We start from the raw sequence: 25700 nt of genomic DNA on the forward strand, positions 1-25700 counted from the left end.
CCATGAAAACCGAGTTGCATATTCCCAGCGACCTGAAGTTTTTGCAAGTAGTCGAAAACTGGCTGCTCAATTCGCTGGAGCTAGAACTGGGCGATTTGGTGGACTGGAGCCATCAGTCGAATCGGCTGCGGCTGGTGCTAGTGGAGGCCTACTCCAACGTCGTGCGCCACGCCCACCGCAACCAGCCCAATCTGCCCGTACTGATTCGCCTAGAGCTAATCGATCGAGATATCCACCTGGAAATCTGGGATCATGGCCAGGGCTACGACCTTTCCACCTATCTGCCGCCTGCCCCAGATGATATGCAGGATGGCGGCTATGGCTGGCTGATTTTGAATCGCCTGATGGACAAGGTAGAATACCGCCTCCAGGTAAGCGGGCGCAATTGCCTAAAGTTGCAAGCGACCCTACCAGAAAAAGCGGGGGTGGAAGGGTAGGTGGTTGGGGATTAGGGGGCGATCGCCCCGCCTGGCAACAAAACTAAAGACGAAGCGCTGGACACCGTTTCTCAGGGATTCATCCAAGCGCTTGCCCAGAGAGGGCAGTCCAAACGCTTCGTCCGCATCGCCCAAATTATGCCGGTTCACTGTACTAGTCACTGTGCTTGGACTTCCGCGCTTGCGATAAGTCCTGTGTGCCCAACGGCACTAATTGGCCGCAGCGTTGGCAGCACTAGCCTTGTTAGGCTGCGGCTTCTTGCCATTGACATCCCGCGTCAGCCCGCTCAGGAACATCGGCACAAACCGTTCCACAAATGCCTGCGGATCGCGGTTCCAGACTCGCTGGATCGCGTCGAGGCGGGTGCGCTGGAGGTCGGGTGACAGCAGACTTTGGGGCAGGCGCTCCATCAGATATTGCGGGCGCTGCCACGCGGGCAGGGTGTTGGCAATATCCAGCAAATGACCCACCCGACGCAGCTCAGCCCCGGCGGTAATGTCCATGCCCGACTCAAACGCAGCCTGCTCAATCGCGGCGTGCTTGCGCTTGGCCTGTTCGACCTTGGCGCGATGCTCCGGGCTTTTGTCGGCCATTTGGGCTAGCCAGCGGTTGCCCCAGCGGACGTGGGCGGCTTCTTCAGGCAGAATGCGCTCCAGGGTTTCCCGAATCTTGACGTTTTCCTCGGTCTGCGGTGCTTGCTTGAGGGCGTGGATATGACCCGAAAAGTATTCACAGCCGCGCTTTTCGGTCACGTTAATGGCCGCCAACGATGAAATCACAAAGTCATCCAGGCTCTCAGGGCTAGGCGACTCCTGATCGAGCAACCGCTCAAATTCTTCGATGTAGGACATACCGGGGGGCGTGCCTACGCTGCTGCCCAGGTCTACCAGCAAATCCGTCAGCCACATGGCGTGGCGAGCTTCGTCCGACACATGCCGCGATAGGTCTTTGACCAGTTCGGCGGGCTTCCCATCCAGTTGTTCGATCAAGGTAGTCAGGTCTTTGCAACTCCGCTGTTCGCTGTAGCGATAGCGATTGAGCGTGATCAGGTGAATGTCGCGATCTCGAACCACTTGTTTCATCACGTCACGGGCGCTGAGGCTGCCCAGGGAGCTTTGCAGCTTGCGGGGGTAAACGACTGTCATAGCGAAGAGTGAAAGATTGTTGACTTTTGTAAAAACTGCCTAGATCCTAACCCAGGTTCCCAAAATGCGGAAAACCCCTATGATTCTGGGAGAACGAGTTCAGTCATGGTTTAATCACAGTTTGCTCGCCACGGTTTGCTCGCTACGGTTTGCTCGCCTTGAGTGTGACCTAATGCCGTGGCTGAATGCCGCTTGATTGGGTCGAGCGATCGCCCTCTTATCTCTTGTTATCTCTCTTGTTATCCTTTGTCAAAAGCCGTCCAGGACGCTTGCATGAGTACTAAAAATTTAATCTTTTCAGTTTTGCTCATTTTCGTGCCAATCTCGCTGCTCTCGCATTACGTGTTTCATTGGGGAGAACTGGTGCAATTCGCGCTGGCGTGTCTGGCCATTTTGCCGCTGGCGGCCTGGATGGGCACGGCGACCGAAGAACTGGCAGTGGTGGTAGGGCCATCGCTAGGCGGCTTGCTGAATGCGACGTTTGGCAATGCAGCAGAATTAATTATTGCGATCGCCGCCTTGCGGTCTGGTCTGGTAGAAGTCGTCAAAGCCAGCCTCACAGGTTCGATTATTGGCAACCTGCTGCTAGTCATGGGGCTATCCATGCTGCTGGGCGGACTGCGGTACAAGGAGCAGAGCTTTCAACCCGTGCTGGCGCGGGTGAATGCGTCAGCCATGAACCTAGCGGTGATCGCGCTGCTGCTGCCAACGGCGGTGAACTATACCTCGTCGGGTATTTCAGAGCCGCTGATGCAGAAGCTATCCGTCGCGGTGGCAATCGTGTTGATGGTGGTCTACGTGCTGACGCTGCTGTTTTCCATGAAAACGCACAGCTATCTGTATGACGTAGGCGTGGCAGATCTCAAAGGTGAAGCGGGAACCACCCACGACGAAGAACACAGCGACCACAAGCCCAACCCGGTGCTGTGGACGGCAGTGCTGCTGGGCGCAACGACCTTTATCGCGCTGGAATCAGAAATTTTGGTGGGGTCGCTGGAGGTGGCAACCAGCAAGCTGGGACTCACGGAATTATTTACAGGCGTGATTTTGCTGCCGATTATTGGCAACGCCGCTGAGAACGTGGCAGCGGTCGTCGTGGCCATCAAAAACAAGATGGATTTGTCCGTTTCCGTGTCGCTGGGGGCCAGTATGCAGGTTGCCCTATTTGTCGCGCCGATCCTGGTGCTGGCGGGGCTGATTTTGCATCAGCCGATGGATTTAAACTTCAACCCGTTTGAGGTCGTCGCGGTGGCCGTGGCTGTGCTGATCGCCAACTCGATTAGCTCCGATGGCAAGTCCAACTGGCTGGAAGGCGTGCTGCTGCTGGCGACCTACGCCATTCTCGGCATCGCCTTTTTCTATCATCCGGTGATCGAAGCAGCCGTGAGCTAAGGGGCCTAGTTCCGAACCCCGAACCCTGCTTTCAGCCGCCCGATGCGGCGCTGGAGCCGGCGCTTGGGGCTGGTGGCCCATTCCAGCGAGAGCAGTAGGGCGTTGATGGCAAAGGCCAGCAGGGAAACGGCGATCGCCCCTGCCCAAATCTTGTCGTAGCGGCTCTGGGCAACGCCGTCGAACAGCAGCGTCCCCAGTCCGCCTGCACCAAACTTTGCGCCAATGGTCGCAATGGCGATCGCCACAATGGCCGCCAGCCGCAGCCCCGCCAGAAAAATGGGCAAAATCAGCGGTACTTGCACCCGCCACCAGCGCTGCCAAGGACTCATGCCCATACCCCGCGCCGCCTCCAGCACCGACGGCTTAATCCCCTCCAGCCCTACGACCAGGTTTCGCACCAATATCACCTGCGTATACAGCACCATCGCCACAATGACCGACCGCGCATTTAGCCCAAACACAGGCACCAGAAAGATAATCAGCGCCAGACTCGGAATCGTATACAAGATGCCCAGTCCGCCCAGCACAGGCACCGACAGCCAGCGATAGTGCGTCACCAAGAGCGCCACGGGTAGGGCAACCAGAACGGCGATCGCCAGCGCTGCCAGCGTCATCTGCAAATGTTCCAGTGTCAGGTTCCAGATCAGGCTTGGGTTCCGCAGCAGGTAGAGCATCAGGAGTTGGAAGGAAGAGTTGGGAGTGAGGGAGACGAGCCGATGATATCGAGCCGATGATATAACAAAAGGCACTGGGAAAAGGGCGTATTGGAGTGTTGGAATTTTGGGGAATATCGGGGAAGATTGGTAGCCGCTTCCCTCCCTCTACCGCCCCAACCCCCGCACCGTGCTGACCATCACAACCGACAGGCGCCGGCTCACGATAATATTCTTTAATCCTGTTAGAGCGTTTCCAAAGCAAGCAAGGTTTGTGGGGAGTCCGCAACCCCCTTATTCTTTTAGCCCAGCGCTGACCTCACCCCGCAAGGAAATGCCGTATCTAAAAAACCGCCCCTTTCGCAGAGGTTCAATCGGGATGCCCTATGAGTAACAGCACATTTCAGCAACTCCGTGAACAGTTTAAGGCTCTGGGTACGCAGCTTAGCAAGGAGATTCTCGAAGAAGCCAAGCGCTCCGTCATCGATTGGCTAAACCAGAACGCTGCGGAGCTATCCCATAAAAACCCCAGCACTGAGTACAACGGGGTTTTCATGCAATATTTCCACTGGTATTTGCCACCCGATGGCACCCTCTGGAAAACGCTGCAACAAGACGCAGGGGCGATCGCCAAAGCAGGTTTTACGGCTCTCTGGCTGCCGCCAGCCTACAAAGCAAACGGCGGCGGCTACGATGTCGGCTACGGCGTATACGATCTGTTTGACCTGGGTGAGTTTGACCAGAAAGGCAGCATCCGCACCAAATACGGCACAAAAGACGAATACCTGGCCGCCGTCAAAGCAGCCAAAGAGGCCGGACTGCAAATCTACGCCGATGTTGTGTTTAACCACAAAATGGGCGGCGATGCAGAAGAAGAAGTAGAAGCGGTGCCTGTAGATTCCGACAACCGCCTGGCGGCCGTCGGCGGCGTTGAAAAAATTAAAGTGTGGACACAGTTCGATTTTCCCGGTCGAGGCGACAAATACTCCAGCATGAAGTGGCGCTGGTGGCACTTCGACTCGGTGGATCACAATATGTATCAGCCAGGGCGCTATCAGATCTATCGCTTTAAGGACAAAAGTTTCCAGGACAAAGTAGAGCTAGCTCACGGCAACTACGACTATCTCATGGGCTGCGACCTGGACATGACCCACCCAGAAGTGCGCGGCGAACTCAAGTATTGGGGCGAGTGGACGCTGGACACCGTAGGCGTAGACGGCTTCCGCCTAGACGCAATCAAGCACATCCACGGCGACTTTTTCAACGACTGGCTGGATCATCTAGAGGCCTACGCCAAGCGCAGCCTCTTTGCCGTGGGTGAATATTGGACCAAAGACCTGGGCACACTGCACTGGTATCTGGCCAACACCGAAGGTCGGCTCTCGCTGTTTGATGTGCCGCTGCACTACAACTTTTACGAAGCGAGCAAGGCAGGTGGCTATTATGACATGCGGAAAATCTTGGACAACACCTTAATGCAGCAGGTGCCGCTGCTGGCTGCCACTTTTGTAGACAATCACGATACACAGCCGCTCCAAGCGCTAGAATCTCCTGTTGAAAACTGGTTCAAGCCGTTGGCCTACGCGCTGATCTTGCTGCGGGCGGAGGGCTATCCCTGCGTGTTTTATGCCGACTACTACGGTGCCCATTACAAAGACAAAGGGCGCGACGGCAACGAGTATGAAATCTGGATGGATTGCCACAAAGACATTCTGGATAAGCTGCTGTTTGCCCGCAAGCACTTTGCCTACGGCGAGCAGTATACCTATTTTGACCATGAAGACGTAATCGGCTGGACTCGTCTAGGAAACGAAGCGCATCCCCGCGCCCTGGCCGTAATCATGAGCGATGGCCCAGGTGGCAGCAAATGGATGGAAGTGGGTAAATCTAATGCCGTGTTTTACGACATTACCGAACATGTGAAAGAGCCAGTGCAGACGAATGCGGATGGCTGGGGCGAGTTTCGCTGCAACGGTGGGTCAGTGTCGGTATGGGTGCAGGCGGATTCGCTGGTGGATAAGGTATCGACTCTGCTGGCGAACTTGGGACTGCTCTCGTCAGGGAGCTAAGGGGCGATCGCTGCGGATGTAGCCTTTGCGAATGCAACCTTGATGAAGGCAGCCCCGATTCGGATTGCTTAGGGCCGCAGCGATCGCCACCGAGCAAATATAAAAGCAAATATTAAATAGAAAATATCAAAGCACGTAAAAGGGGACTAGACATTTGTGACTAGCCCCCTCTTTCTGGATTCAACTTAACTTGAACACTGAACCAAATTGAACGGTTCCAATTGAACTTGAACTCGATTTGAACTTAGATCTCGATCAGATTGATCGGATCAAAACTGAATGAACTCTCCTAGCTGAACAGCATCAGCCACTAGTTGAAAACTATACGAAGTAGTTGTCAGTGAAGCTCAGTTCGATTTACTAAGGGTTGACCAGAAGCCATCACAAAGCTCCTGCTTATTAGCCTTTCACCCAACCTCTATAGAAGGTGTTGAAGCTATGGAGTGACATTGACTTGCTGCTGACCTTCGGACTGTAGATAGCGGTCTAGCAACTTGAAATGTACGACTCGCTCTGACTGTAGGATGTAAAGACTAATCGCATCGAGTGTGATGCCGGAGATTAAGCCGGAGGCACAACGCTCATCTCCAAAAAGTTTTGTTTCTCTGGGTTCTTAACCAGATTTGTGCCTGCATTTAAACTAACACTAACCTATTTAGATTTGGAAACCCTTTTACCAAAGTTGAAATCGGTTTACATCGCTCAATATCTTGGTGACAAAGCGAAAGGTAAGGCAGAACGAACCGGGCAACCCCAGGCAGCGGGCGATCGCCTACCAGTCCTTGCCCTATGCCTCCAAGCCCTAGGGCGTGTTTTAAAACCCTTTGATCCCCCTAGCCCCCCTTAACAAGGGGGGAACCGAGCCGAGCCACTCCGGAAGTCCCCCTTTTGAAGGAGGGAGATTGACTCAGGGCAATCAATGACCTAGAGAGCTTTAAAGCAGTGCCTAGGTCTACAGGCCCTATGCCTCCAAGCTCTCCTGCAAAACGCCTCTGAATCGGCCATGCAGTAGTCTTGGAATTGCGTTTCGGGAATGGAGAGTAGGGAACTCGAATCCCTGGCCTCTGCGGTGCGATCGCAGCGCTCTACCAACTGAGCTAACTCCCCGACAGGCATCATTCGTATTGATGATTTGCTATTTTAGCAGGGAAGCAGGGAGGTGAAGATCTTCTCAAAAAATCTGCCGCTTGAGCGCGGAGGGCGATCGCCCCGGTTTCAGTCCCCCTGCTACTAGCGGGACGCATCCAGCAGATTGGGAATCCCTTCGCAGCCACCGGGAATCGTAGCGCGGGTTTTTTCGCTGCCCCAGGCGCAGCAATACCATCGCAATTCCTCAGACATGCGGGTGGCATTGGTGAAATCGGCATCTTCGATTACTGCGCCCGTGTAGGCTCCTGTCGTGTAGTCGGGCGGGTGTGTGCGGCTGCGGGGGGTAGCAGTTTTGGCAGAACCGTAGAAGAATCGAGTGCTTTGCAAGTCTGCTCCTGCCAAACTCGCTTCGCAGAGAATGGTTCGGGAAAAGTTTGCCTTTACCAAGTCACAATCGCTGAGGTTGGCGCGGATTAGGTTTGCGTCGCTGAGATCAGTCCAGCGCAGGTCGGTGCCCGCCAAGTTCGCCCCCGCCAGCATCACCCCCAAATCAATCACGCGCACGCCGAAGGTGCGGTCTTCTTCGTAGCCGCCAGCCCCGTCCAGGATGGCGCGGCCCAGCAGGCGATCGCGCTTTAACGGGGTCAACAGGCGCGATCGCGATAGAAACCGAATCACCTTGGCTTTGCCGCCCGCATCAACGCTGCTGAGAATCGCGGCGGTGCGTCCAGCGGCGATCGCCCGCTCTTGGGGCCAATCTTCCAGCAACCCCTCAGAGTCCAGCACCAGTTCAGAGATGCCCTGAAAGTAGGAGTCGATAGTCTGTTGCTGGGTGATTAGGTTTTGCTGAATCGTCAGGTCTTTGGAAATCACATACTGCCGCCAGGCCACATAGACCGCAATCACGGCAATTAAGATCTGCCCGATCGCTCCAAAAACCTCGCCCAGCGCACCCACGGCATCCCAATCTAGCTGCGCCGCCCAGGCACTCATCCAGGTTCCCAGGGGGCTAAACCGCACTAGCCCGACCAGCCCAACACTCAGCCCCACCAGGGCGATCGCCAACACCTGCTGTCGAGCCGACAGCATTTCTCGAAAGACCGCATAGAGATCTTCCCAAACCACCTGAACTGACAGCAGCAGCGCCACTAGCGACCCAACAATACCTAGCCAGCCCAGGTTAAAGACTAGTCCCACTAGCGTTACGGCGATTGCCACAGCCAGCGCGATCAGCACAGGCTTTTGCTGTCCGGCGGGCAGCGCTTCTAGCTCCTCAGCCCGCATGGGGGCATATTGATTGCCCCGGTCAACCGTGATTAGCCCGCGCTCTCTGGGACTGGCCAGCCGTGTAACCGTGCGGGGGAGCTTGGCCACCTCGTCTTCGTCGTTGCTGGCAGCAGAAGCAAGAGAAACCGTCAAATCAGGCGCAGCATCGGACGATAGAGGACGCTCTGGCAGGCGCGGCGATGAGTTGGAGTCGGGCATCGGGGACATCGGAGGCATCAGGGCGATCGCAGCTAAAACTTACCGCAGATTCTAGACGCAAACACCAAGACATGGCGTATCGCTCGCGCTAAAACCGCTCTGAAGCCAGCGCCAAGAGTCTGCCAGAACTGGATGGGCGATCGCTACAGCCCCGGCGGTGCAACAGATTCCGGCGCTTCCCGCTGCACTCGCCCCTGCTGCACGGCACTATGGAGCAGTTGTAGCGCTTTCAGGTCTACTTCGCTCTGCAACTGGCTATTCAGCAATTGGCGAATCAAGCCTTCGGATTCGACGCTCAAGCAGCCAGTCTGGAGCGCGGAGCGGACGAGCCGATCAATCATAGAACCACGATTAGCCATGACGAGTTCTTGGTAGCTGAGTAGGGGGACTTGGGCGGATACCCTGAGCGCAACCTGAGGTGCAATTTGACATGAAACTTGAAATGAGTTCAAGTTCAAATGTACTAGGGCGTAACTAGTGCGCTTCACCAAAATCTTCTAGAAACGGGAAAATCTATTCTTAAGTATCTTAATGTTAAGGACTTCAGTATTTCTTGGCTTGACGGCGATCGCTCCTAGCCCGTGATGCTAAACGCAGACTATGGGTGATATTGATCACAGACAAAATTCGTTAAGTTTCCGCTTCTTTCGATACACTGTGGGTACTCTTGTTCGATGAAACAAGCGATCTGCTAAACCGGGCTTCGGTCGGCGCGGCGGGCGGTTATTTGGTTGAACCCTCAAAGATGTTTTGAAATGGCTATGGACTTGGATACCTTATCTCAACCGTCTGTATTGCAACTGGCGCGAGCCGGAGATTTTCGGGCGATCGCCTACTGGTTGAACACCTACCTTGTGCCACAAAATATCTACGCCCGGGTTGCGCTGGATCGGCCCGGCTGGCTGCTGGTGATGGTGGAGTTTTTCCGCGAGCCAGAGCGCGATCGCCTCAATCGCTTCATTTGCAGCCGCCTCGTTCGGCTCAACTCCAACTTGATCGAAGGCGTGCGCGTGCTGGGGCGCGTCATGGGGTCTGCCGATATCCGCTGGGATCAGTCCTTTCGGCTGGCCGCTGCGCCCGCGCCAAATCCTGCCCCCCCTCTGGCAAGTGCGCCGCGCCGCAGGACTCAGCGACAACCGATGGGGCGATCGCCATACCGCACATCTTCTTCGCGCCGCCGAACCCTTGCCCCCGTGCAGCCTACCCCTGTGCAGCCTACCCCCGTGCAGCTTGCCCCTGAGCAGGTTGCCGAACGTCTGGTGGCACGGCCCGCTCGCCCGCGTCGTCCGGCAACCGTTCCCCCAAACGCGCTGGTGGTTCATCCCAGTCGCGCAGTCCGCCCGCACCGCCGCAAGGCTGCTCAGCGTCGACCGCTCCGTCCCGTCGAAGCAACGCTGCCACGGGTGGCGCTGCCCGTTGTTCATCTTCCAACCGTGCAAATTCCAGCCGTTCACATTCCAACGGTTCACATTCCGCCCATTTCGGTAGAAATGCCCCGCATAGACTGGCCGACGGTGACGCTGATCCTGCCCGACTGGCAGGCGTGGGGTCTGGCCACCGTGCAAACCTTCGATGCGGCAATGGATGCCACGGTGCAGGCGTTTAATACCACAGTCGATCGGCTGGTGGACATGGCAGAACGGGTCAGCCCGTCTCAGGTCGGCCGCATGGCAACCACAGCCGCCGCCATCTTTTTAGTGGGCTGTGGTGTAGAACTGATGCGCCGACTCGATCCGGTGTCCCTGCTGACGGGCACGCCCACGATTGCCACGTCCACCGGTCGGATTCCCGTGCTGCGGCCCGCGTCTGACCTCTCTACCGTGCCCGACCCCACCACAGTAACGCTGGCCTTTAGCAGCGAGTCGCCTTTCCGCGTGCCCTCGCTGTATGGCCCCGTGCCAGACGCGGCTCCTACGCCCTATCCCTATCCCGATGTGCTGCTGACGCGGCTCGATCCGCCTATGTTAGAAGACGTTGCGGCGGAACCGTTGCCCTTGCCCAATGCGGGGCTGACGATGGTGAACGTGGCAGCGGTGAATGCGGCGGCGGGAAATCGCGTTGCGGGAACCGGGTCGGCAGATACGCCTGCTGCTCAGATCAGGCAGGCGATTCAAACCCTGGAGCAGCAGGGGCTACGTCCGGTCGGTGCGGGGCGAAACCGCCGCGAAGCCCGCCAGCCCGAAATTGTGGAGGTGCGGGGCAAGCGTATTGCCTACCTGGGCTACAGCGATTCAGACTTGCAGGCGGCGAGCTTCTGGCGGGCGGGCACCAATCCGGCGCTGGAGGAGCAAATTGCCGAAGATATTGACGCGATTCGCAGCCAGGTCGATTGGGTGGTCGTGAACTATCACTGGGGCGAGGCGTTGGCCAGCTTTCCGAGCGATCGCCAGGTGCGGCTCTGTCGGTTTGCAATTGACCACGGTGCCGATCTCGTTGTGGGCTATCATCCCACCGTGCTGCAAGGGGCAGAAATTTACAAAGGACGGGCGATCGCCTACTCCCTGGGGGATTTTATTTTTCAGACAGAAAATCCCGACCAATCTACGAGTACTGAGCCAGCCGACTATAACACCGCCATGCTGAAGGTGTCGCTGCGGGAAGAACAGATGCGACTGGAGTTTTTGCCTGTGCAGGTGAAGCAAAACAAAGCGGCGATCGCCCCCGCAGACAAAGGCCAGGAGATCTTGCGCTATCTGGAGCAAGCCTCGGCTCTATTTGACCAGCCGCTCAAGACACCAATTATTCTGGATCGTCAGGCTCCCCTCCCGGCATCTCCTGACGCTTCGCCCTCCGACGCGCCCGCCAAGTCCTTTACCGACACGCCCGCCGATCCGGGTAACACGCCTAGCGATAGCTTTATCGACTATTCCACCGAGGAACCCCTCTCGCCCACCATCTTGCCCAGCGGAGCCGAGGCATCTCCAACCCGCAAAGCTCCTGAACCTGCCAAGGCGATTTCCGGCCCCATCGTTCAGCCAGACGTGACTCCGCCCATGACTCCGGCCCCCCCTGCTGAAGGGGCGATCGCCCCAGTCGAAGCGCCTGTTCCTGCGGCGGATGCCAACCTGAGCGAACCCGCCCCAGACGCAGCACCAGCCGCGATTGGGGATGATCCAGATGACGCGCCTGCGGACTCAGCGGACTTGGTGGAGGAACCCTGGGTTGAATACTAAAAATAATAAAGGGGAATCTCCGTAGAGGATGATCAAGGGAGGGCATCATCAAGGGCAGTAGCGGGCGATCGCCCGTTGGGCAGCCTGCCAGTCGCCCCGTATCCCACGAGTACGCTACGCTATCGCTAGCAGCCTTCAGCGATTATGCGTTCCGTTTCTCCCAGTCTCCACTCCCCAACCTCCTCACCCGCTTGGGCCGCAGCGGTTCTGCACACGGCCCAGGAATTCTTGCCCACGCCTCTGCCCGTTCTGGAGGGGCGGGTTCCTGGCGGACTGCGAGGCACGCTCTATCGCAACGGGCCAGGGCGGTTGGAGCGCGGCGGGCAGCGCATGGGGCACTGGTTCGACGGCGATGGTGCGATTCTGGCAGTGCGGTTTGCCAAGGGCGCGGCTACGGCCACCTATCGCTATGTGCAAACGGCGGGCTATCGGGCAGAGGAAGCGGCGGGACGGCTGCTGTTTGGGAATTATGGCATGACCCCGCCAGGGCCGCTGTGGACTCGATTTGGCAAGCTGCCCAAAAACGTGGCGAATACCTCCGTCTTGGCGCTGGGCGATCGCCTCTTGGCGCTGTGGGAAGCCGGACTGCCCCACGCGCTCGACCTGGAAACCCTGGAAACCCTCGGCGCGGAGAACCTCCACGGACTGGACGGGCTGCCCTTTTCGGCCCATCCCAAGCGCGACGGCCGCACGGGAGAAATTTTTAACTTTGGCGTGTCCTTTGGGCGCAGCGCCGTGCTAAATCTCTATCGCTGTGCAGCAGATGGCACGGTGAGGCAGCGGGCGGCGATTCCGCTAGAGGGCATTCCGCTGGTGCATGACTTTGTGCTGGCGGGACGATACCTCGTGTTTTTGGTGAATCCGGTGCGGATTCGGGCGCTGCCGCTGTTGCTGAATCTACAAAGCGCCAGCGATGCCTTTGCCTGGAAGCCGGAGATGGGGACACAGATTTGGATTTTTGACCGGGAACGCTTGAGCCTGATCAGCCGGGGCGAGGCGGAACCCTGGTTTCAGTGGCACTTGGGCAACGGCGCAGAAACGGCAGCGGGAGACATCCTGCTGAATCTGGTGCGCTATCCCGATTTTTCAACGAATCAGTTCCTCAAGGAAGTCGCCACAGGCTGCACCACCACCCGCACCACGGGCACCCTATGGGAACTGCGCATCGATCCACAGTCCGCCAAAGTATTGGGCATGAGCGCCGTGGTGGAGCGGGGCTGCGAGTTTCCCACCGTTGCGCCGAGAGACGTGGGGCAGCCCTGGCAGCACACCTACCTCACGGTTCACCTGCCGAAAGCGGAGGAGCAAGGAGAGCTATTTGGGGCGATCGCCCGCTATGACCACACCACCGACACGCTCACTGTCGCCGCCGCCGGGCCCCGTCGCTACGTCGTGGAGCCAATTTTTGCGCCCGATCCAGAGCATCCCACTCAGGGCTGGCTGCTGACGGTGGTCTACGATGGCGATTGCCACCAGAGCGAGGTCTGGATCTACGCGGGCGATTGCCTAGAAGCGGGCCCTGTCTGTCGGCTGGGGCTGCCCAGCGTCGTCCCCATCGGCTTCCACGGCACTTGGCGATCGGTATAGTTGCAGCCTGATCCTCCAGCCAACGCGATACGATTGGAGGGAACTCGATCGCTGATCCTGCGTGTCTGGTTTCAAGACCTGTAACCGAGTCTCCTTCGCGTTACGCCTGCCTTAGTCTAGACTTATGCCGCCGACCACCAAGCCCCGCGCCTCTGTGCAGGACGCGCTGCCCCTAGCCAACCAGCCCGACCCCGCCCAGCTAGACAGCATCAAGGCTCAGCTTGACCTAGTGCTGCTGGCGCTGGAGGCACTGGCGGGTATTGGCTCCGACGCGATGCTCCAGGCAGCAGACACGCTCGGCTTGACGGAAGCCATTGCCGATCGGGTGGCGCTGTGGCGGCTGCGACAATCCAGCCCGCTGCGGAAGGGGCAAGGGCGCAAGCGTATGGACGTGGACGAAGCGCGATCGCTCGTGCTGATCATCTGCCACCTGGCCCAGCAGCACCAGGAACTCATCCGTCGGGCTGTCACGCTGCTGGAGCAACTCACCGAGCAGGGCCGCGAACCGCACCAAACCGCGCTCCTGGGCGACTACCTCGACACCTTCCACAACACTTATCAGGAGCGGATGGACGACGATGCAGCAACCCCCGACCAGCTCACCTACCTCGCCCTCAAACTGCTGATCGACCTGCTGTTTTATGGCACCCCGCATGGGGCCCGGCGGCTGTGGATGGCGCTGATTGACCGAGCCAAGTGAACCTCAGAGCCGTCCCTGATTTTCCTGCGAACCCTTGATCCCTCACTTCCAACGCCTAACATGCCACCTGCTGTTCTCCGACGATACACCCCCCCGACCTGCACGCTAGAAGTGCGGGCCACTGGGTCGGCGCTGTCGCGCTGGACTGATCAGACGGTCATAAAAAACGTGCGGTTCAATCTGCGGTTTGACGATCCGCGTCGCCCGACGGAGCAGCAAGTAGAGGTTCAGGGCGATCGCCGTCAGCTAGAAGCGCTACACGCAACCGTCAGCGAATACGTGGCGCGTCTGCTGGGTTCCGATGCAGGGTTGGCAGATGAGGCGCTGCTGCGGCTGGCCCCAGAGCGATCGCCCCTCGTCGCAGCGGTCGCCCAAGGCCTGCCGGAGGACAAGACCCCAGCCCAGGGCCTTGAAATCGTCAATCGCGACGGGGTAGACCTGCGGGTTGGTGCAGAAGACATCCAGCTAAAGCCGCTAGGTCTGCTGGCCCATGAACTGCATCTAGGGACGCTGGCGGCGGGCGCAGCGGTAGACACGGTTCGCCTCAGCACGACGCAGTTGGTGGATCTGGCAGAGGCGCTAGATGCCTATACGGCCGAAGCGATGGCGGTGGATTTGCCCTATGCTGCGGGAACGAGGCGATCGCCCGAATGGCTGCGGGTGGCTGCGGTAGCTGTGCTGGCCGTCGGGGTAACGGGCAGCATTGCCAAGTTTGTGATGGACGTGAACGCACCGCCCAGCGCGACGGTTGCCACAGAAAACGCAGAGCCATCGGAACTGAGCGCAAACCAGCCTGCGCCAGAAGCCTACAGCACCACAACGCTCCCTGAAGCAACCGCGCAGGTTCCCAGCCCGGCCGCGCTGCCCAGCCCGCCGCCGATTCCCACCATTCCGCCAGGAGACACCCTGCCGCTGCCCACTCCGCCTGCCGGAGCCGCTCCCGGACAAGCCACCCTCCCGCAGCCCGTGCCCGCGCCCCAGGCAGCCCCAGTCCGCCCGCCAGCAATCCCAGCCGCGCCGCCCCAGGCAATTCCCCAGCCACCTGCCCAGCGTCCGGCGGCGGCTCCTGCTCCAGTGCTGCTTCCCGAAGATCCCGCTGCAATGGCGCGAACCGGGGACTCGCCTGCCCCAACCGTGATGGGGCTACCGGGAGAACATGCAGAAACCGCTGGCGGCTCCTTTGCTGCCGACTCGATCCAACCCGACGCAGCGGTGCGTTCTGCCCCGTCCCGTCTGACCACAGGCAGCATTCCCCAGGTTGGCGAAGCGCAGCAATACTTTCAGTCTCGCTGGCAGCCGCCAGAAAATCTGAACCGAGCGCTGGAATATCGCGTGATTGTCGCTGCAAACGGCGTGGTGCAGCAAGTTGTTCCTCTGGGCGAAGCAGCGGGCATTTACGTCGATCGCTCTGGAATGCCGCTGATGGGCGAAACGTTGGTGTCACCCCTGCCCACAGGCCGCCGCGCCACGCTGCGGGTGGTGCTGTATCCCGATGGGCGAGTGCAGACCTTGCTGGAAGGTATAGAGTAGGGGGCGACAGCAGGGGCAGCAAGCAACAAGAACGCGAGGGAGAAGACACACAATTCCACTCGTCGTATTTGTCCCGCTCTAAATTAGGTATCTCAATAGGTGAGCATGGTTAATAAGCCCTGCTGCCCCAGGAGCAGTTCGCGGAGCAGGCTAAAAATGCCAACCCAGATGATGGGGGAAATATCAACCCCTCCAAAGGGTTTGACGATTTTTCGGGTGGGCGCAAGGAAGGGTTCCGTTGGCAGCGCCACTAGCTTAAACGGCATTTGAGTCAGGTCGATCTGGGGATACCAGGTAAGGACGATGCGAAAAATGCAGAGGAGAATCATCAGCCCCAACCCCAGGCTCAATGCCAAAGAAGCGATCGCCACCGAAGTCATAGCTCAACCCACCCGTATTTGCTAAACGGCTAACCAGGATTTCTGAGAGACAGGCTCCCAAACCTCAAATTCCTGAGAAAAGTTCAGACAAAACTGTTACATTTAGCAACCCTCTCGCCTCTCATTTTACGTTGAGCCTGTGCCCGTTGGCCGACTGTCTTACTGTCATTTTGAGGGCGTTCGCCCTCCCGTCAGCAGCCTCACCAAAAATCCTTTCCCGCGAAACGCTTCTCAAGCGGTTAACCGACCGATAGAATTGTTTATAACAAAGTCGCCAAACTTTAAGGTTAAACACCTATGACTCCCTCTTTGATGAACTTCTTCTACAGCCTGCTGGCTGGTCTCCTGATTGTGGTTGTTCCTGCAACCGTGGGTCTCATCTTTATCAGTCAAAAAGATAAAATTCAGCGCTCCTAGGGCAATTCGGGCAACTCTATGATTTGGGAAACTCTGAGGCTATCCCTGAGACTGCCGATGGGTTCCCTGTGACAAGTTCTGCTTGTACGCTCCTAACTCAGAACAGTGCAGAATCAAAAGGCTTCTGGGCGAGCAAGTCTCGCCCAAATCTGTTTAATGGGGCTAGCATAAAAGTTAAACGTTTTAGACAAGCGTTTTAGACAAGCTGGTTAAGGCAAGCTAGGTGAGCGCCTTGAACATGGTTGCTCATGGGCGCAGTGATAGGTGCAGTGGTACTTTTCTTGACAAATCGTTAGGATGAGAGTCGCTAGGGTTAGGGCAGATTAAGGGAGAAACTATAAATGTTGGTGGATTTCGGACACGCTGCGACGGGGATGGCCAGCGCCGCCTGGATGCAGCCCCAGCCCGTTCTGGCACAGGTGGTGTTTGGCGGCAATCCGGCTGCCTTTCTGGGAATTGCTCTGGCAGTCGGTGGTGCTGGACTCTACTTCTTGCGAAACTTTCGCCCGCAGGTTGCCCGCGATCAGGATATTGCGCTGTCCGCTGTGTCGCTCTTGTGTGGAACGATCCTGATGTTCCAGGGCTGGCGACTCGACCCAATTCTGACCTTCGGCTTTTACTTGATGGCCGGTGCAGCCACGGCTTTTGCACTGGAAACGCTGCGCCTGCGGGGGGCGACGACCGAGCAAGCCAAGCGCTTTGGCGGAGGCGGGCAAATTGTGGATGATGAACGTCCGGTTAGCCGCGTCTATCGCGCTGAGCTAGACGAATTGGGCGCAGTGGATGAGCGTCCGTCCAGCCGACGCATCCGAGCCAGCCGCGACTATCGCACTGAGCCAACGGAAGATTACGGCAGCAGCAGCCGTCGCCCCGCCATTCGCGGCAGTGCCGATCGCTCCAGTGCTTCTGGCCGTCGCCGCCGCAGTCCCGGAGAGACTCGCCCACCCGTCCGCTCAGAGCGCGATGCCTGGGATGACGACTATAGCGCTTCGTCCTATGGGCGCGATCGCTCTTGGGAAGAGCCGTCTACCGATTACAGCAGCGATTACAGCGGCAATTATTCTTCTGACTACGCTTCCGGCTATTCTGCCAGCGACTACGGCAGTGACTATGCTTCGAGCCGCAGCAGTTCTCGGTCGAGCAGTCGAGACTCTGGCTCCCGCCCCCGCCGTCCTCGCTCGGTAGAGGATGTCAATGCTCGCTGGGACGATGATGAGCCTGCACGCCCCTCGGCTGATTATGTCGATTATCAGCCGGTGGATTATTCCGATGACGAGGCAGATAACACTTCTAACTTTGATTAGGGCTTGGATTAAGGCTTGGATTAAGGCTTGGACTGGGGCCTGCCGCTGGAGTTGGCACTGGGGCTGGCGCAAGTTCTGGAAGTCGCTGCGTCTTAGCTGGGCGGGGTTCATACTCCTGGAGCGGTCACTGGGCTGGAAATTTTGTCAGATCACATCCCGATTGCGGCTTTTTTATCAGGCGATCGCCCGCCGTGCTGCCGCTCGCTCCGTGCTTTCGGTTCTGGCGCTGCTTCTGCTGGGTCTGAACACAGCTTGCAGTCGGGCGATCGCTGTCCAGCCAGAGCGCTCTGAACCTCCCGTGCCACTCAATAGCCGCTATACCGACGAACAGCCCGCCCTCAGCGGCAATGGGCAGTATGTGGCCTTTGTCTCGAACCGCAAGGGCGATCGCGGCATCTTGCTCTACGACCTGAAGCGGCAGCAGTTTGTCGATTTGCCCCGGCTCAATCGCTGGGATGCCGTCGCCGAACATCCTAGCCTCAGCAACACCGCCCGCTACATTGTCTACGTTGCCAGTGGCAGCGGCCGCCCAGAGGTGGAGCTATACGATCGCGTCACCAAACAGGCTCAGGTACTAACCTCTGGCTATCGGGGCTGGGTGCGAAACCCCAGCATTAGCCCCGACGGGCGCTACGTCGCTTTTGAGCTAGGCCGCGACGGCAAATGGACGATTCAGGTGCTAGATCGGGGCCCCGGCATCGAGCCAGACTTGCCGGACGACTGACCGTGCTATGCGGACTCCTTGCCCCTGGCTGAATTCGCTCCGATGTGCGCTAGAACTGGAACAATGGAACTAGACGCAGCAGGGCAAGGCCCATTGCAGCGGCCAATGTTCGATAAGCCTGGGTTGATGTTGTGAGATACCTCCGATGGGTGCTGGCGATCGCCCTCCTGTTGCTGCTGGGCGGCTGCACCTACCCCCACCTGCTGAACCTACCGTCCGATGCCAGCGGGCAGACCCTCAACAGTCCCTTTGCCCAGCAGGAACCGCAGCTATCGGGAGATTATCTCGTCTTCGTTTCCGACCGCAACGGCAGCCAGGATGTCTATCTCTACGACCTGCCGCATCGTCGCTTGGTGGATCTGCCCGGCCTCAACGCCATCGACATGGCCGCAGAACATCCCAGCGTTTCGGCAGATGGACGGTTTATCGTGTTTGCGGCCAGTCGCCAGGGGCGACAAGATATTTATCTCTACGATCGCCAGATTCAATATCGCCGCAATCTGACAGACGGACTCAATGCCAGCGTCCGCAACCCCAGCATCAGCGCCGATGGGCAGCGCATTGCCTACGAATCCAACGCCAGCGGACACTGGGACATCGTGCTGTGCGATCGCGCTGGCAAGCCCCTCGATTTATCTGCGACTCCTCTGGATACAGCCTCACCGGATGAAAAATCGCCGGGTGAAAAATTGCCGGGTGGAAAATCGCTAAGTGGAAAATCGCCGGGTGAGAAGCTTACTAAAGCAAACCCGGAGCGTGAGGTATCGCCCGCTTTTCCGCTGCCCCTTGAGCCGCCACCCACAAATGCCCCGGCGGTTGACTCGTCCATGCCAAATTTCGCTCCATCAGCCGCAGAGCCGCAAGCGTCTGATGCCGCGCCGCAAGCGTCTGATGAGGCTGCGCCCAGTCCGGCGATCGCCCCGCCACCCCCGCTCTCTCCAAACTCTCAATCTCCACGCTCTCAAATCGACGCGCCTGTAACGTTTCCTGAAGCCGTTGAGTTAACCGGACAACAGTCTGAAGCCGCTGAAGAATGGGACAATAAAGCACCCCACAAGGGCGATCGCCCCCAGTCCGCAGGGACAACTCTGCTTCCCTCATCCCAGACATCTTCTATGCTTTTGCCGTTTCCAGATGACGAGTTCGCGGGTTGTTGTCAAAATGGGAACCATAGCCAGTAGAACCCTGGCAAGGGCGATCGCCAAATTCTGAGTCGCCAAATTCTAAGTCGCCAGATCTTGAGTCGCCAGACCCCTGTTCAGATCTGCACCATCACGCAGCGTCATCGACGCACCGCGCTGATAGCCTGGATGGTTCCTGCCATCGGTCTTCACGCCGAATGGACTTCACCACCGCTTGAAGCGGCTTAAAACACTGTCTGCTTTGTCTGCTTTTGCACTGCATTTCCTCTCCTCACCATGAGCTATTTCTTGTTGCGCCAAGTCACCTCTGGTCTGCTCGCCTTCGGCACCTTGGGTAGCGTCTTGCTGGCTGATGTAATCGTTCCTGCTCCTGCTAGATTGGGAACTCGCGGGGTTGCCCAGGCGCAAGACATCGAAGAAGTCAACGTCCGGGTCTATCGACAGGCTAGCCCTGCGGTCGTCTCCATCCAGACGCAAACTGGCACAGGCAGCGGCAGCATCATTAGCCCAGACGGATTGATTCTCACAAATGCCCATGTGGTGAGCAATGCTCGGCAGGTGCGCGTGATTTTGGCAGACGGGCGGCGGCTCGATGGCGAAGTTATTGCGTTTGCAGAGGGCGGGCTGGATTTGGCGGCGGTGCGCGTGCGGGCGCAAAATTTGCCGACGGTTCCCCTGGCCACTCCTGGCTCTGTAGAAGTCGGGCAGCGGGCCTTTGCGATTGGCACCCCCTTCGGGCAGTTTCAGGGCACCTTTACAACGGGCATCGTCAGCCGTTTGGATACCAATCGGGGACTAATTCAGACGGATGCCGCGATTAATCCTGGCAACTCTGGTGGGCCCTTGCTCAACAGCCAGGGGCAAATGATTGGAGTCAACTCGGCAATTTTTTCGCCACGAGGCACATCGGGCAATACGGGCATTGGATTCGCAATCTCGATGGATCGGGTGCAGCCGTTTTTGGTGGCCGTGCGGGAAGGCCGGGCCCCCCGCACCGCGCAGCAGGCTCCCCAACTGGGCGGCGGCCCAACTGCCCGACGGATTACGCTGAATGGCGCTCCGGTTCAGGGGGTATTGTCATCGAGCAGCGGTGTGTTGTCTTCCGACAGCAGCTTCTTCAACGCCTACACGTTTCAAGGACAGGCGGGGCAGGAAGTGACGATTGAAATGACGAGCCGCGAGGTGAATCCGTATTTGATTTTGCTGCGCCCTGATGGCAGCGACCTGGCTCAAGATAATGACAGCGGGGGCGATCGCAACGCCCGGTTAACCGCTGTCCTGCCGGAAACGGGGCTATACACCATCCTGGCGAACACCTTTGAAGCCGGGGAAACGGGTCGCTATCGCCTCAGTGCGATTACCAGCGCTGGCTCAGGCACAGCCACCACGCCCCCCAGTCCCAATACCCGTGTCCTGCTCCGGGTTGAGGGTTCCCTGGGCCCCAATTCGCTGGTTTGGGCAGAAGACAATAGCCTGTATCAGGAGTATGCGCTGGATGGACAGGCCGGACAAACCGTGACTATCACGATGGAGAGCATTGAGTTTGACACGTACCTGATCCTGCTAGATGCCAACGGCCGAGTCGTCGGGCAAAACGATGACGAATCTCCCAGCAGCACAAACTCTCGCCTGACGGTAACGCTGCCGCGCACAGGCACCTATCGCATCATTGCCAATGCTTACGATCGCAACGGGCAGGGACGCTACGTGCTGACGGTTCGCTAAGGATTTGCCCCAGGGATCAGCGCAGCCCAATCCACGTAAAAAAGTCTTGCCGAGTAAATAGCTCCAGCAGCAGCAGCGCCACAAAGCCAATCATGGCAAAGCGGCCGTTGATCTGCTCGGCATAGCGCGTCCAGCCAAACGCTGGCTCTGGCTGCGGCACTGGGTCGAGTGCGGGTGGATTGGGCTTGGGGGTTTCAGTTGTCATAGCGAATTCAAAGCACAAGAAAGCAAAAGAAATAAGTAGGTGGACATTAATAAATGGACATTAATAAATATAAAACCCAAAGACCCTGCGCTGCCCGCGCAGCGGGCGGCGCAGGGTTCAGGATCTGTTTTTTAATCTGGTCTATCTACTTAGTTCAAAAAACGGCAGGACTTACGCACTTGCGATAAGTTTTCTGGGTTTTGGACGATTTCTCCAGGTCGCAGCCCACGAGAAGCCGCCCAACTGCGTGAGTCCTAAACGGTTCAAGAATAGTTCAAGAATAGAACGAGTGGCAGGCTTGGATTCAGGCTTGGATTCAGACAGGCCTAACTCTGAGGCGAGCGACTGGGTGTAGAGGCGGATTCGATAGCCTGAACTGCTTCGATGAGCGATCGCACTTCGCCCGCACCCTCCGACGGCTCGAACCGCAGCGGCAATTTGCCCCGCACCAGCATCCGCAGCCCCAGCGGGCCAAGGCTGGCCAGCCCTTGCAGATCGCGGAACGAGTTGCCGACTACCTCCAGTCCAAAGCGTCGTTCATCAATCCAGCCGCCCTGTTTCACCAAATCCACAAGCACCTTGCGATGGCGCACCGATCGGCTGGCGCTCGCATCCTTTCGATCGAGAATTTCCTGCTTAATCTTGCTGATCTGATCCAGCGGCGCAACCTCCATCGGGCAGACGGAATTGCAGTAATAGCAGCGGGTGCAGGCCCACACGCCAGATTCGGGCTGGTTGTAGTCCTCTAGCCGGGCTTCGGTTTGGGCATCGCGAGAGTCGGCCACCATGCGATAGGCCTTGGCTAGGGCGTGGGGCCCTACAAAGTCTGGGTTGACCTCGCGGGCATTACACTCGGAATAGCACGCGCCACAGAGAATGCAATTTCCTGTTTGATTGAGGCGATCGCGCTCCTCTGGCGTTTGCAAAAACTCGCGTTCAGGAACCTGCCGTCCCGCCGTGCTGACATAGGGATCGACCGCCTCCAGCCCGTCCCAAAAGCCCCGCATATCCACAACGAGATCCTTAATCACAGGCATATTGCCCATCGGCGCAATGTGAAACGTAGGGATGTCCTCTGGCGCTGCCGTTGCCTGGTTTTCATGACCCTTTTGCTCAGCAGGGCGATTGGCGAAGCGATCCCTGTGGGAATCGCCCATAGCCGCAATTGCTTGCAGCCGAGCTATCTCGCCGCCGACACTCTCCTTGCAGGCCAGGGCCGAGCGTCCGTTGATTCGCATCGAGCAACTGCCACAGATCGTATTTCGACAGTTTTTGCGGAAGGCAAGCCCTCCATCCTGTTCCCACTTAATGCGGTTCAGGCAGTCAAGAATCGTATTGCCGGGGTCTACCTCTAGCTCGTAGGTGGCACTGTAGGGAGCCGAGTTTTCGTTTTGTCGCAGAATTTTGAATTGAACGCGCATGGGCTGTGAGTTGCGAGTAAGCGGGGAAATAGCGTCAGTCAAATCCTAGAAATTACCAGAAATTACCAAACGACATGGAGTAGCGAAGGAGTTGCGAACGAAAGGTGCCAACGGCAGCAGTTCGATACTTTCAGGCATGTAATTGCAGGGATGCAGAAGGAACCAACGGGAGCGTTTTGCCTACGGGCTATCCTGCTCAGAAATTTAGAGAACGTGTCTTAGTTCTCCTGCCACTATCCTAGTCTGGAACGAGAGATCGTGACTGAGCTAAAGCCGGACTTAAGGTCTGCCTCAGGTTTACTCCAATCCCTGCTCAATACCCACCTGCTCTATGAATGCATCTCAATCAACCGCCGAGGGCAAAGGGGGACAGCACTACACCAACGGGTCAAGAATGCAGGCAGAAAATACAGACGATCGCCTAATTTCCCCTGCTTTCAGCACTCAGGGATACCAATTATTAAACCGATCCGCTGCTAGGTTGATGAAACTTAGGGACAGGTTCAAATGCCACGTTGGGGAATCACTCTGCTGCTGAGGAGGGTAGGTAATACTTGTAGAAAAATTGCGACCTAATCCGGGCGATCGCCCAGATACTCGCCCAACCTAGTTCATATTTACTTGGTGTTTTCTTAGTCTTCATCATTTGTCAATCCTGCAAATAGGCTATCTCGTCAATGCCAGCAGTCTTTGATCAGCATAAGGACTTTCCAATATTTCTTGATTTCCAGGGATTCGACGGCATTCACAGGTGAATTCCGCATTGTTTGGGTTGATTGGGCAATGATTGAGCAATGCTAGATCACGAGATTTAGTTCACAAGGCAAGCTGCACTTTACCTCAATCCAAAATTCTAGTAAATTGAAAAACTGAGAGTTCTGCCTATATCAATCTGGTTCTAAGCTCGTAAAGCAGTCCCGGAATTTTTTATAAAACCTTGACCTTTTATTAATGCTTTAAATTGGGTAAAGCTTAAGGCTATAATTTGGGATATGTAGCTCAAGCCAAGCTCCCATTTTGTTTTGATGTTTTTCATGTTTGGTTTGGTCTGAAGCGTTGGGAGGCTAGATCGAGTGTCGTAATCCTAAATTAATGGCTCTGAGCAGATAGTTCTCAGGTAATTCTCAGGAGCTCGTTGCCCAGAGTAGTTTGATGAGATCAGCCCTTAGGATGCAGGTCAAGATAGGTTCAGTCTTCTCCAGCGATCAAGGAAATTGCTCGATCTCTATCAGGCTGAATCTTCTGGGTTCTGGATGGTACACAGGATAGCTTGTATCCTCAATGCTTTGGTGGTCAAGCTTGTGAAAATGTCGTCAAGCAAAGTGCGTCTGGCTCTAGCTACAACGCCATTGAGAGCTTTCAAGCCTGATACGGAGTCCCTTTCAATCTGTGCTTGAAAACCTCTCTACCGCCAGATCTTTCCTAGAGCGTTTTGGTTGGTTGGGGTGCGTTGGCCTGGGTTCAAAATTTCAGATCTGCGCCACTCTAAACCCACTCTAAACAAAGCGTCTCCACAAAATTTCTCAAGGGCGATCGCCCACGGCAGGTTTAAGTCCATCTCATGTGCGAGCCGTTTTTGAACATAGTCGTCTTGGAATAGAGGATGCTCTAAACGCAATGACAGAAATCGCGACATCTCCATTGACTGGAAAGGCGCTGCTTCAGAAGCTAAAAGAAATTTCGCATCTCAAGGCGCGAGAAAAAGCTATTCAGTGCGGCTATCAGACCGTCGGCAAAAATCAGCAAACTCGTGTCAACATGGCGGCTTTTTATGAGGCTCTGCTGGCAGCTCGAGGAATTTCCCTAGAAACCGGATCAGATCGAGACGGGCGCGGGCGGGAGCCGACCTATCGCGTCAGTGTCCACAAAAATGGACAGATTGTCATCGGTTCCACTTACACCGACAAAATGGGTCTGAAGCCCGGTGATGAGTTTGAAATTAAGCTGGGTTACAAGCACATTCATCTCATTCAAATCGACCGCGACAAGGACGGCGAAGACTCGGATGAAGAATAGTGCTGCTTATGTTTTTTGATCTCAAATTTGATGTCGAACTGTTGGCGCTGCTGAACTTTGGTGAGGCGGCGCTCTTTTTTGCAGTGTGGATAGGATTGGGGCTGCCGATTTTGCTGCCGATGGCGATCGCCCTCCAGTGGTGGCCCGGTAAACCGATTGCACCCGCCCAAAAAATTCCGCTGCTGCTGGGGCTATACCTGCTGGCTCCGGCAGCGCTGTGGGCCGTTGGGCAGGTAAGTCCTCGACTTTCGACCCGCAGCGGCTTCGGCATCTATGGTCTGGCCTGGAGCGAACCATTGTGGCAAGGGCTAGGACTGGGGTTATTGGTGGCGATCGCAGGAGTTGGACTATGGCTGGGGGTGCAGGTGGTGACGGGCTGGGGCTGCTGGCAAACCAAGCCGCTGAGCCGCAGCGCCAGCCGATCTCTAATTGCCGTGGCGCTGCTGGGGCTGGCCGTGGGGCTGGTGGAGGAACTGGTCTTTCGAGGATTTTTGCCGCTGGTGCTGGGCTTTGATCTGGAACCGCTGGCGGCTGTGGCGATCGCCAACCTGCTGTTTGCCCTGCTGCATCTCGTTTGGGACGGACGGGCAACCGTGCCGCAACTGCCTGGGCTGCTGGTCATGGGGCTCGTCCTCAGCGGAGCCTGCTGGGTCGCTGGAGGCAACCTGGGACTGGCGTGGGGGCTACATGCAGGCTGGATCATGGCGATCGCCAGCCTGGAGATTCTAGGCGCTCTAGAACCGACCGGACGAGTTCCTGCCTGGATCACGGGGCTGGATGGCAAACCGCTGGCCGGGGCGCTGGGACTGCTGCTGGTGCTAGGAACGGCGATCGCCCTTGCGGTCATCTTCCAGAACCCAGTTACGGATGGTTAACTGCAATACATTTGTCAAAACAGGCTGACTTTAATATTCGCTTCATATCAGGATGCTGACCCCTGTATCGTCGGCTGTGTGTCATCGTCATCAGCCCGCGCAGGTGTTTAACAAGAGCAGCCCTGAATCTTGCTGAGTCTTTTCCTGCCTCCTCACAAGCCTCCGGTTCCTCTGGCTAATCTTCACCAATTGCTGTTGCTAGTTATATTTCTTTCATTGCGAGCTATTTT

At 57.2% G+C, this 25700-nt stretch carries 21 protein-coding genes and 1 tRNA gene; 14 read left to right on the plus strand and 8 right to left on the minus strand.

Going from position 1 to position 25700, the window contains the following annotated elements:
- The first annotated feature begins 2 nt into the window (after positions 1–2).
- A complete protein-coding gene (locus tag JTM80_RS07215; protein WP_172353222.1) occupies positions 3–437 on the plus strand; it encodes an anti-sigma regulatory factor in 435 nt (144 codons plus the stop codon).
- Positions 438–647: 210 nt separating this feature from the next.
- Here the strand turns inward: JTM80_RS07215 and JTM80_RS07220 are convergent, their stop codons facing one another.
- On the minus strand, positions 648–1583 hold the full coding sequence (locus JTM80_RS07220; RefSeq protein WP_205370863.1) for a ferritin-like domain-containing protein: 936 nt from the start codon (positions 1581–1583) through the stop codon (positions 648–650).
- Between the two features lie 273 nt (positions 1584–1856).
- On the opposite strand from JTM80_RS07220, the gene cax reads away from it, so the two are divergent.
- Positions 1857–2975 carry a calcium/proton exchanger gene (gene cax, locus JTM80_RS07225; RefSeq protein ID WP_172353219.1) on the plus strand — a complete coding sequence of 373 codons (1119 nt, stop codon included), beginning with the start codon at positions 1857–1859 and terminating at the stop codon, positions 2973–2975.
- Positions 2976–2980: 5 nt separating this feature from the next.
- Here the strand turns inward: cax and JTM80_RS07230 are convergent, their stop codons facing one another.
- Positions 2981–3649, minus strand: a complete 669-nt coding sequence (locus JTM80_RS07230) for an ABC transporter permease (RefSeq protein WP_205370865.1) — start codon at positions 3647–3649, stop codon at positions 2981–2983.
- Between the two features lie 533 nt (positions 3650–4182).
- On the opposite strand from JTM80_RS07230, the gene JTM80_RS07235 reads away from it, so the two are divergent.
- Positions 4183–5697 (plus strand): alpha-amylase, encoded by a 1515-nt coding sequence (locus JTM80_RS07235; protein WP_225906842.1) that lies wholly within the window; start codon positions 4183–4185, stop codon positions 5695–5697.
- 1034 nt (positions 5698–6731) lie between these two features.
- Here JTM80_RS07235 and JTM80_RS07240 read toward each other — a convergent pair.
- The 3 genes from JTM80_RS07240 to JTM80_RS07250 all read right to left on the minus strand — a co-directional run bounded on the left by JTM80_RS07240 (position 6732) and on the right by JTM80_RS07250 (position 8612).
- Positions 6732–6804, minus strand: a tRNA-Ala gene (locus JTM80_RS07240).
- Between the two features lie 123 nt (positions 6805–6927).
- Entirely contained in the window at positions 6928–8280 is a 1353-nt protein-coding gene (locus JTM80_RS07245) for a pentapeptide repeat-containing protein (RefSeq protein ID WP_225906843.1), read from the minus strand.
- Positions 8281–8414: 134 nt separating this feature from the next.
- Positions 8415–8612, minus strand: coding sequence for a hypothetical protein (locus JTM80_RS07250; protein ID WP_172358684.1), 198 nt, complete (start codon positions 8610–8612; stop codon positions 8415–8417).
- A 414-nt stretch (positions 8613–9026) separates the two neighbouring features.
- Between JTM80_RS07250 and JTM80_RS07255 the strand changes: the two genes are divergently transcribed.
- The 4 genes from JTM80_RS07255 to JTM80_RS07270 all read left to right on the plus strand — a co-directional run bounded on the left by JTM80_RS07255 (position 9027) and on the right by JTM80_RS07270 (position 15261).
- Positions 9027–11444: a CapA family protein gene (locus JTM80_RS07255; RefSeq protein ID WP_205370869.1), complete on the plus strand. Its 2418-nt coding sequence runs from the start codon at positions 9027–9029 to the stop codon at positions 11442–11444.
- A gap of 144 nt (positions 11445–11588) precedes the next feature.
- Positions 11589–13031 carry a carotenoid oxygenase family protein gene (locus tag JTM80_RS07260; protein WP_205370871.1) on the plus strand — a complete coding sequence of 481 codons (1443 nt, stop codon included), beginning with the start codon at positions 11589–11591 and terminating at the stop codon, positions 13029–13031.
- A gap of 124 nt (positions 13032–13155) precedes the next feature.
- A complete protein-coding gene (locus JTM80_RS07265) occupies positions 13156–13731 on the plus strand; it encodes a DUF3038 domain-containing protein (protein WP_172358683.1) in 576 nt (191 codons plus the stop codon).
- A 60-nt stretch (positions 13732–13791) separates the two neighbouring features.
- Positions 13792–15261 (plus strand): DUF4335 domain-containing protein, encoded by a 1470-nt coding sequence (locus tag JTM80_RS07270; RefSeq protein ID WP_205370872.1) that lies wholly within the window; start codon positions 13792–13794, stop codon positions 15259–15261.
- A gap of 92 nt (positions 15262–15353) precedes the next feature.
- Here JTM80_RS07270 and JTM80_RS07275 read toward each other — a convergent pair whose 3' ends face one another.
- Positions 15354–15641, minus strand: coding sequence for a YggT family protein (locus JTM80_RS07275; RefSeq protein ID WP_205370874.1), 288 nt, complete (start codon positions 15639–15641; stop codon positions 15354–15356).
- Positions 15642–15938: 297 nt separating this feature from the next.
- Between JTM80_RS07275 and psbX the strand changes: the two genes are divergently transcribed.
- The 5 genes from psbX (at position 15939) to JTM80_RS07300 (ending at position 20953) form a co-directional block, all read left to right on the plus strand.
- Positions 15939–16058, plus strand: a complete 120-nt coding sequence (psbX, locus tag JTM80_RS07280) for a photosystem II reaction center protein PsbX (protein ID WP_015188284.1) — start codon at positions 15939–15941, stop codon at positions 16056–16058.
- Positions 16059–16399: 341 nt separating this feature from the next.
- Entirely contained in the window at positions 16400–17362 is a 963-nt protein-coding gene (locus tag JTM80_RS07285) for a Ycf66 family protein (RefSeq protein WP_225906789.1), read from the plus strand.
- Positions 17363–17522: 160 nt separating this feature from the next.
- The gene (locus JTM80_RS22655) at positions 17523–18086 is read left to right on the plus strand and encodes a biopolymer transporter Tol (protein ID WP_228721677.1); all 564 of its coding nucleotides are present in this window, start codon (positions 17523–17525) and stop codon (positions 18084–18086) included.
- 131 nt (positions 18087–18217) lie between these two features.
- Positions 18218–19267, plus strand: a complete 1050-nt coding sequence (locus JTM80_RS22980) for a PD40 domain-containing protein (RefSeq protein WP_205370876.1) — start codon at positions 18218–18220, stop codon at positions 19265–19267.
- A 237-nt stretch (positions 19268–19504) separates the two neighbouring features.
- Positions 19505–20953, plus strand: a complete 1449-nt coding sequence (locus JTM80_RS07300) for a trypsin-like peptidase domain-containing protein (RefSeq protein WP_172358679.1) — start codon at positions 19505–19507, stop codon at positions 20951–20953.
- Between the two features lie 16 nt (positions 20954–20969).
- Here JTM80_RS07300 and JTM80_RS07305 read toward each other — a convergent pair whose 3' ends face one another.
- Both JTM80_RS07305 and JTM80_RS07310 read right to left on the minus strand, forming a co-directional pair.
- Complete coding sequence (locus tag JTM80_RS07305) at positions 20970–21158, minus strand: chlorophyll a/b-binding protein (protein WP_068508548.1); 189 nt, start codon at positions 21156–21158, stop codon at positions 20970–20972.
- 326 nt (positions 21159–21484) lie between these two features.
- The gene (locus JTM80_RS07310; protein ID WP_172358678.1) at positions 21485–22579 is read right to left on the minus strand and encodes a succinate dehydrogenase/fumarate reductase iron-sulfur subunit; all 1095 of its coding nucleotides are present in this window, start codon (positions 22577–22579) and stop codon (positions 21485–21487) included.
- 1617 nt (positions 22580–24196) lie between these two features.
- Here JTM80_RS07310 and JTM80_RS07315 point away from each other — a divergent pair.
- Both JTM80_RS07315 and JTM80_RS07320 read left to right on the plus strand, forming a co-directional pair.
- Positions 24197–24595 (plus strand): AbrB family transcriptional regulator, encoded by a 399-nt coding sequence (locus tag JTM80_RS07315; RefSeq protein WP_172358677.1) that lies wholly within the window; start codon positions 24197–24199, stop codon positions 24593–24595.
- Between the two features lie 8 nt (positions 24596–24603).
- Entirely contained in the window at positions 24604–25470 is an 867-nt protein-coding gene (locus JTM80_RS07320; protein WP_172358676.1) for a CPBP family intramembrane glutamic endopeptidase, read from the plus strand.
- The last annotated feature ends 230 nt before the right edge of the window (positions 25471–25700 follow it).

The sequence above is a fragment of the Thermoleptolyngbya sp. PKUAC-SCTB121 genome (genome assembly GCF_016919485.1).
Classification (GTDB): Bacteria; Cyanobacteriota; Cyanobacteriia; order Elainellales; family Elainellaceae; genus Thermoleptolyngbya; species Thermoleptolyngbya sichuanensis.

Bases quoted from the DNA above. Each gene is read 5' to 3' on its own strand.
- JTM80_RS07215 (WP_172353222.1), top strand. From the start codon at position 3: ATGAAAACCGAGTTGCATATTCCCAGCGACCTGAAGTTTTTGCAAGTA.
- JTM80_RS07220 (WP_205370863.1), bottom strand. From the start codon at position 1,583: ATGACAGTCGTTTACCCCCGCAAGCTGCAAAGCTCCCTGGGCAGCCTC.
- cax (WP_172353219.1), top strand. From the start codon at position 1,857: ATGAGTACTAAAAATTTAATCTTTTCAGTTTTGCTCATTTTCGTGCCA.
- JTM80_RS07230 (WP_205370865.1), bottom strand. From the start codon at position 3,649: ATGCTCTACCTGCTGCGGAACCCAAGCCTGATCTGGAACCTGACACTG.
- JTM80_RS07235 (WP_225906842.1), top strand. From the start codon at position 4,183: ATGCAATATTTCCACTGGTATTTGCCACCCGATGGCACCCTCTGGAAA.
- JTM80_RS07245 (WP_225906843.1), bottom strand. From the start codon at position 8,280: ATGTCCCCGATGCCCGACTCCAACTCATCGCCGCGCCTGCCAGAGCGT.
- JTM80_RS07250 (WP_172358684.1), bottom strand. From the start codon at position 8,612: ATGATTGATCGGCTCGTCCGCTCCGCGCTCCAGACTGGCTGCTTGAGC.
- JTM80_RS07255 (WP_205370869.1), top strand. From the start codon at position 9,027: ATGGCTATGGACTTGGATACCTTATCTCAACCGTCTGTATTGCAACTG.
- JTM80_RS07260 (WP_205370871.1), top strand. From the start codon at position 11,589: ATGCGTTCCGTTTCTCCCAGTCTCCACTCCCCAACCTCCTCACCCGCT.
- JTM80_RS07265 (WP_172358683.1), top strand. From the start codon at position 13,156: ATGCCGCCGACCACCAAGCCCCGCGCCTCTGTGCAGGACGCGCTGCCC.
- JTM80_RS07270 (WP_205370872.1), top strand. From the start codon at position 13,792: ATGCCACCTGCTGTTCTCCGACGATACACCCCCCCGACCTGCACGCTA.
- JTM80_RS07275 (WP_205370874.1), bottom strand. From the start codon at position 15,641: ATGACTTCGGTGGCGATCGCTTCTTTGGCATTGAGCCTGGGGTTGGGG.
- psbX (WP_015188284.1), top strand. From the start codon at position 15,939: ATGACTCCCTCTTTGATGAACTTCTTCTACAGCCTGCTGGCTGGTCTC.
- JTM80_RS07285 (WP_225906789.1), top strand. From the start codon at position 16,400: ATGTTGGTGGATTTCGGACACGCTGCGACGGGGATGGCCAGCGCCGCC.
- JTM80_RS07300 (WP_172358679.1), top strand. From the start codon at position 19,505: ATGAGCTATTTCTTGTTGCGCCAAGTCACCTCTGGTCTGCTCGCCTTC.
- JTM80_RS07305 (WP_068508548.1), bottom strand. From the start codon at position 21,158: ATGACAACTGAAACCCCCAAGCCCAATCCACCCGCACTCGACCCAGTG.
- JTM80_RS07310 (WP_172358678.1), bottom strand. From the start codon at position 22,579: ATGCGCGTTCAATTCAAAATTCTGCGACAAAACGAAAACTCGGCTCCC.
- JTM80_RS07315 (WP_172358677.1), top strand. From the start codon at position 24,197: ATGACAGAAATCGCGACATCTCCATTGACTGGAAAGGCGCTGCTTCAG.
- JTM80_RS07320 (WP_172358676.1), top strand. From the start codon at position 24,604: ATGTTTTTTGATCTCAAATTTGATGTCGAACTGTTGGCGCTGCTGAAC.